This is a genomic window from Pseudomonas cyclaminis (genome assembly GCF_015163715.1).
Lineage (GTDB): Bacteria > Pseudomonadota > Gammaproteobacteria > Pseudomonadales > Pseudomonadaceae > Aquipseudomonas > Aquipseudomonas cyclaminis.
In genome coordinates, this window is sequence record NZ_JADDUM010000392.1 from 1 (window position 1) to 517 (window position 517).

Annotated in this window: 2 protein-coding genes; both read left to right on the plus strand. The window is 61.1% G+C overall.

The features are described 5' to 3' along the window. On the plus strand, nt 1–251 hold a 251-nt coding region (locus tag IQK56_RS30765; RefSeq protein WP_193901986.1), incomplete at its 5' end, for a hypothetical protein. Next, nucleotides 251–517 (plus strand): nitrite reductase small subunit NirD (nirD, locus tag IQK56_RS30770; RefSeq protein WP_193901987.1); only part of this gene is annotated, 267 nt, incomplete at its 3' end. The genes IQK56_RS30765 and nirD, both read left to right, overlap by 1 nt.

The window sequence follows — 517 nt, forward strand, 5'->3', positions numbered from 1 at the left end:
AGGACGTGATCCTGCACGACAGCCTGGGCCTGGGCGCCGAGTTGGAAGCGCAAATGCAGCTGGTGGTCGATCGCTACGAATGCGAATGGGCCAACGCCCTTAAAGACCCAGAAAAACTCAAGCGCTTCCGCACCTTCGTCAACGACAAACGCCCCGATCCGGACATCCACTTTGTCCAGGAGCGCGGCCAGCGCCGGCCGATCATGGCCGCCGAACTCAACCTGATTCCTGTCATCGAGGAGCTTGCCTGATGAGCCAGTCCACCTGGAAACGCGTGTGCAACGAGACAGACCTGGTGCGCCATTCCGGCGTGGTGGTGTGGCTGGACGGCGCGCAAGTGGCGCTGTTCTATCTGCCGGGCGCGCAGGAACAGACGCTGTTCGCCATCGACAACCATGACCCGGAGTCGGGAGCGAATGTGATTGGTCGTGGGTTGGTAGGCAGTATCAAGGGCGATTTGGTGGTGGCTGCGCCGATCTATAAGCAGCATTACCGCTTGCACGACGGCCAGTGCCTG